The sequence below is a fragment of the Thalassobacterium maritimum genome (assembly GCF_031127805.1).
In the GTDB taxonomy this organism is placed as follows: domain Bacteria; phylum Verrucomicrobiota; class Verrucomicrobiia; order Opitutales; family Coraliomargaritaceae; genus Thalassobacterium; species Thalassobacterium maritimum.
The window spans coordinates 1-474 of sequence record NZ_JARXHW010000233.1; the positions used below are offsets into that span (position 1 = coordinate 1).

The 474-nt window shown below is 56.1% G+C and carries 1 protein-coding gene; it reads left to right on the forward strand.

Annotated features, from left to right (window positions below; translation table 11 throughout):
* A partial coding sequence (locus tag QEH52_RS20180; protein ID WP_308952766.1) for a reverse transcriptase domain-containing protein occupies nt 1-474 on the forward strand: 474 nt, incomplete at both ends.

Sequence of the window (474 nt, forward strand, 5' to 3'; positions counted from 1 at the left end):
AGCGGCGTATCGCCGCGTCAAAGCCAACGGCGGAGCCGCTGGTGTGGATGGAGTGAGTCTGGAAGATTTTACGCTGTGGTATCGACTACGGCGCACAGACTTGTTGCGCCGTCTGCATCTGGGGAACTACTGCCCGAGTCCGGTTCGCCGGACCCACATCGAAAAGAAGAACGGAAAGAAGCGCCCTTTGGGCATTCCGACTGTCTTCGACCGGATCGTGCAACAAGCGATCCATCAAGTGCTCTGTCCTATCTTGGATAGTAGCTTTAGCCCTAACAGCTACGGCTTCCGTCCGGGCTGTCGTGGGCATGATGCGGTTCGCCGCATCTTTGCTTGCAACCGTGAAGGCTTCAAATGGTCGGTGGATATCGATCTAAAATCGTTCTTCGATAAAGTCCCGCAAGCGCGTGCGTTGGAAGCACTACGTGAGCGTCTCGATGGGGATGGCCCTGTCGTGCGCTTGATTAAGCGCTA